General features: G+C 57.1%; 4 protein-coding genes. All 4 read right to left on the bottom strand.

Annotation, left to right across the window (positions count from 1 at the left end):
- On the bottom strand, positions 1-898 hold an 898-nt coding region (locus HXO69_RS08585), incomplete at its 3' end, for a Clp protease N-terminal domain-containing protein (RefSeq protein WP_296546527.1).
- Positions 899-1,920: 1,022 nt separating this feature from the next.
- Positions 1,921-2,274, bottom strand: coding sequence for an Lsr2 family protein (locus HXO69_RS08580; protein WP_005504366.1), 354 nt, complete (start codon positions 2,272-2,274; stop codon positions 1,921-1,923).
- A 682-nt stretch (positions 2,275-2,956) separates the two neighbouring features.
- Positions 2,957-4,540, bottom strand: coding sequence for a lysine--tRNA ligase (gene lysS, locus HXO69_RS08575; protein ID WP_080974502.1), 1,584 nt, complete (start codon positions 4,538-4,540; stop codon positions 2,957-2,959).
- A 52-nt stretch (positions 4,541-4,592) separates the two neighbouring features.
- Positions 4,593-5,540, bottom strand: a complete 948-nt coding sequence (gene panC / locus HXO69_RS08570; RefSeq protein WP_296546526.1) for a pantoate--beta-alanine ligase — start codon at positions 5,538-5,540, stop codon at positions 4,593-4,595.
- Between the last annotated feature and the right edge of the window lie 29 nt (positions 5,541-5,569).

The following is a 5,569-nucleotide window of genomic DNA, read 5'->3' as shown; positions in this document are numbered from 1 at the left end:
CACCCGCACCGACGAGGGTGTGAATCTCGTCAATGAACAGGATGATGTCGCCGCGGGAGCGGATTTCCTTCAGGACCTTCTTCAGGCGCTCTTCGAAGTCACCGCGGTAGCGCGAACCTGCGACCAGGGAGCCGAGGTCCAGGGTGTACAGGTGCTTGTCCTTGAGGGTCTCGGGGACGTCACCGTGCACAATAGCCTGTGCCAGGCCCTCCACGACGGCGGTCTTACCGACGCCGGGCTCACCAATCAGCACGGGGTTGTTCTTGGTACGGCGGGAGAGGACCTGCATAACGCGTTCCATCTCCTTGTGGCGGCCGATGACCGGGTCCAGCTCGCCCTCACGCGCTGCTGCGGTGAGGTTGCGGCCGAACTGATCCAGGATGGTCGAACCCGCGGGAGTGCCTTCGCGGGAGTTACCTGCACCCACGCCGGCGGTTTCCTTCTCACCGGAGTTGTTGCCGGGGTAGCCGGAAATCAGGTCCATGACGGCCTGGCGCACAGCGGCAGGCTCAGCGCCCAGCTTGACCAGCACCTGGTTTGCCACGCCCTCGTTTGCACGAACCATGCCCAGCAGGATGTGTTCGGTGCCGATGTAGCCGTGGTTCAGCTGAATAGCCTCGCGCATGGACAGTTCGAGAACCTTCTTCGCGCGGGGGGTGAAGGGGATGTGGCCGTTAGGCGCCTGGGGGCCGGGGCCGACGATGTCCTGAACCTGTTCACGTACTGCGTTCAGGGTAACGCCCAATGATTCCAGGGCGCGAGCACCGATGCCTTCGCCCTCGTGAATCAGACCGAGCAGCAGGTGTTCGGTACCGATGTAGTTGTGGTTGAGCATGCGTGCCTCTTCCTGGGCAAGCACCACAACGCGCCGAGCTCGATCGGTAAAGCGTTCAAACATTTACGCACTCCTTGCATTTTCCTATTGATACAAGAGTACGTTGAGCTGCGGGTTTATGCCCCGCGTGTGGGCGCCTGTTCGCCATCAAGAGAACAGATGAGCTGTTCGGGGCGTTTTGAGCGTGTTTTCGGGCGCTTAGGAGGGGGTTCCGCGGGTGGTTTTGAGGGGTCTAGCTCACGCAGGTGAACCTACCCTGAAGGTAGATGAGCACTGCCCGGTCGATAGTGGTTGCTTTTGCAGGGGTTGCCTCTGCAGAGTGTGCGCATAATACCGCCGGATGTACTGCGGGGAGGGGCTACGAGTGGGCTCTGAGGGGAGGTAGCGCCGAAACGAGGATGCCCGGGAAAGCAGAACACACAAGAAGCCACACAGACCCACACAGGAACCCCTAGTTTTCTGCATGCGCGTGAATATATTGCAGAAATTTTTAAAAATTTATATGTTTGCGTGAGAAATTTCAATAATTCGCAAAAATATATACGGCTCGATTATTGGCAGAATATTTCCACATAAATCCCAGGCAATCCGCAACAGAATTTCCGCTGATAATCATCGTGGTTTCGGGGGAAGTATCAGGGGAAATCTCCACGACAGCACACGGTAGCATGCTTATTATTTTCGGCTCTATTCAGGGTAGACCCCACACCGCACACAGAGGGAATATCCCGGCGAATAACAACAGCATCAAAGAGATTAATGCGCCAACACCTTTAGTGTTCCTGCCGATGCATGAAATCTAAATGAACGCAGAATCCAAATGTGCACTATGCCCCTGCGTTCAACCAATACCCTTCTCGGTATTGCACCGATTGCCCCATCAACCAGCTCAATATATTTTACATGTAAATAGTTAATTGGAATTAGCCATAAAACATCCGCCCCATTCAGATATGCAGAACATACAACACATACAAGAGGGCAAAACAAAAGGCGGACGGTGATAACACCGTCCGCCCTAAGCACCCGGAGGTTTAGAACCTTAAAGAACCAACCCCTCCGGCTACACGCAATGCGTAGAACCCTTAGTCCTGAGCCTTCATTGCTTCGTAGTATGCGTCCTGAATATCCTGGTGGATGCGGCCGCGATCAGAGACCTTGTGGCCGTTAGCCTTAGCCCACTCGCGGATTGCTGCGGTCTCGGGGTTGCGCTTGACCGGAGCAGCGGTGCCGCGGGGTGCACGGGTGCGCTGGGTAGCGGTACCCTGCACGCGGCGGGACTTTGCCACGAAGGGGCGGATAGCGTCACGCAGACGAGCTGCGTTAGCGGAGGACAGGTCGATCTCGTAGTGAGCGCCATCCAGGCCGAAACGGATGGTTTCGTCTGCGGGGCCACCGTCGAGATCGTCTTCAAGGATGATGCGAACCTTCTGTGCCATTGAGGCACCTCCTCATCTGTTGCATATATCCTGTGGATAAACCCAAAAGCCTCTATCGGAGATTGAGAAAATAGTGTGCCGGATATATTTATGTACTAATTTTCTTTCACATAATAACAGAAATATATTAAAGATTCCGAAAACTTCCTGAATATTGAAACAATGCGCTGATCGCCCTGAGCGATATATCCGTTCCGTTCATCTCCGTTAAATCCTCACCCACCCCGCACACATTAATGCGCAGTTTAGAGTGCAAATACTTTGGATTCCTCCGGCACACACTATGGGGACAATATCGAACAATGCACAACACGGCACCACCAACAATCCCCAGGAATTACATCATCCGCACGGGCACCCACAATACGCCATTCACTCCAGGTATTCCCAGGCTATTCAAAAGCGAAATTCTGGTCCTATCCCAACAGCTCATTCTTTTCTACGCAACACATTCGTGTATAAGAACAGAAACCCCCACCAGAACGAATAGAGCAGCATAAATCAGCACCAGAATAGAACAAAAAAGCACCGAAAAAAGCCCCTGACTTGTGCAAATAAACAGAAAATCCCACCTCGGAAGCTATACACCGTGCAAAAGAGTGCACAGAAAACGGCGGGTGCCGCAGATACAAGCGTATCCGCGGCACCCGCCGCATTATCACCTCATGCAGAAGTCAGAAGCTTAGGCTTCCGGCTTCATCAAGGGGAAGAGAATAGTCTCACGAATACCGGGCTGACGCACCACAGTACCCGGACGCTCCGGATCCTGATCGCCCGCCAGCAGCATAATCAGACGGTCAATACCCAGACCCAGGCCACCCATCGGGGGTGCACCGTGCTCCAGGGCGCGCAGGAAGTCCTCATCCAGCTCCATCGCCTCGTCATCACCGGCAGCAGCCAGCAGCGACTGAGCGGTCAGGCGCTCACGCTGAATAACCGGGTCAATCAGCTCGGAGAACGCAGTACCGCGCTCCATACCGCCAATAATCAGGTCCCACGCCTCAATCAGCGGCTCACCGGAACGGTGCGGACGCGCCAGCGGCTGAGCGCTCGGCGGGTAATCGTACACGAAAGTCGGGTTCACCAGGGTCGGCTCAACAATCTCACCGAAGAGCTCGGTCACCAGCTTCTCAGCGTCCCACTTCGGGTCGATGTCCACCTCATGCTTCTCAGCGATCTCACGCAGAACCGAAGCGTCAGTCTCGGGGGTGATCTCAACGCCCACAGCCTCAGACAGGCCCGGGTACACGCCAACCCACTTCCACTCACCGAACAGGTCAATGGTGCCGTTCTCAGTCTCAATACGCTCGGTACCGACAGCCTTCGCGCAGCTTTGGATAATCTCCTTCATGCGCTCAGCCATCACAAACTGGTCAGCATACGTCTCGTAGCACTCCAGGGTGGTGAACTCGGGGCTGTGGGTCGAGTCCACACCCTCGTTACGGAACACGCGACCAATCTCGTACACGCGGTCAATGCCACCAACCACTGCACGCTTGAGCGGCAGCTCGGTCGCAATACGCATGGTCATCGGCTGGTCAAAAGCGTTCAGGTGGGTGCGGAACGGGCGAGCCGTCGCGCCACCGTGCACCAGCTGCAGAACGGGGGTCTCAACCTCAATGTAGCCGTGATCCTCCAGCACGCGGCGGACGGTGCGGGTAATCAGGGCGCGCTTCTTCACCAGCTCGCGAGCCTCCTCGCGAACCATCAGGTCCAGGTAACGCTGGCGAACACGGGTTTCCTCGTTCAGGTCCTTGTGCAGAACCGGCATGGGGCGAAGAGCCTTCGACGCCATCTTCCAGTCGGTCACCATAATGGACAGCTCACCGCGGCGAGAAACAATCACGCGGCCGGTCACGAACACGTGGTCACCCAGGTCAACCAGGGACTTCCACTCAGACAGGGACTCCTCGCCCACCTCAGCCAGCGACAGCATCGCCTGGATGCGCTTACCCTCGGTACCACCCTGCAGGGTCGCAAAGCACAGCTTACCGGTGTTACGGACGAACACCACGCGGCCACCAACATGCACCACACGGTCAGTCTCGTCGCCAGCCTTCAGCTCCTCAGCAGCCAGCTTCGGATCGTACTCGGCGCGCAGATCCTCAATGTGGTTGGGCTCCACGCGGTTACCCTCAGAATCCAGCAGACCCACCGGGTATGCCTCGCGACCCGACTCGATCAGCTTCGCACGCTTCTCCAGGCGAATCTGCATCTGCTCGGACATATCAGCAATCGCCGGTGCGGCAGTGTGCTCAGTGCTCACAGTGATACCTATCTGTGTAGTGTGTTGGGGACTCTTCTAAACGAACGAACGCTTAGCGCAGGTCCATGTTGTCAATCAGGCGGGTCGGTCCAACGAACGCAGCAACCAGTGCCAGCACTCGCTCCGACTCCTCAGTCGGCTCACCGAAAGTCATCGGGTCGACCAGTTCCAGGTAGTCAAGGCGCACACCCGGAGTGGAGTTGATACGCTCACGCGCACCGTCCAAATCAATCTCGTGGAAACCACGGTTCAGCGAATTCTCACGCAGCATCGCCAGGGTGCGGGACAGCACCAGGGCAGACTCGCGCTCCTCATCCGACAGGTAGCTATTACGCGAAGACAGCGCCAGGCCGTTATCGTCGCGCACAATCGCCACCGGACGCATGGTCACGTCGTGGTTAAAATCGTGAACCATACGCTGGATCAGGATGTACTGCTGAGCGTCCTTCTGACCGAAGTACGCATTCACCGGGTGGTTACCCGCAGCGGGGCGAATAATGTTGAAGAACTTATTCACCACGGTCAGCACACCGTCAAAGTGGCCGGGGCGGGTCGCACCCTCAAACTTGGTGCCCAGCTCGCCGCTCGAAATGCGGATGAGCGGGTCACCGTCGGGATACATTTCCTCCACAGAAGGTGCGAAGATGATGCTCACGCCGGCGGCACCAGCCAGGGCAGCGTCTGCCTCCAGGGTGCGCGGGTATGCTTCGTAATCCTCGCCGGGGCCAAACTGCAGCGGGTTCACAAAAATGGAGGCGACCACTACATCATTCTGTTCAGTGGCGCGACGCAACAGGGTTGCGTGGCCGTCGTGCAGGGCGCCCATGGTGGGCACGTAGCCCAGGGATGCGTTCGTGTACTGAACTGCGGTGCCGTTCTGCTCCGCCTCCTGGCGGGCTGCCCGGTCCAGTTCCTCCTGCGCTGCGGCAAGAGATTCGGTGATTGCCGTGCGGAACTCCGCAATGGTGGTCACGACTCGGGGCTTCGAAGTCTCAGTCATGACGAGAACTCCTTGTTTTCGGGGGTTGA

Origin of the sequence: Rothia sp. (in: high G+C Gram-positive bacteria) (assembly GCF_015265375.1) — a bacterium.
Classification (GTDB): Bacteria; Actinomycetota; Actinomycetes; order Actinomycetales; family Micrococcaceae; genus Rothia.
This window is presented reverse-complemented; position numbering and strand designations above follow the sequence as displayed.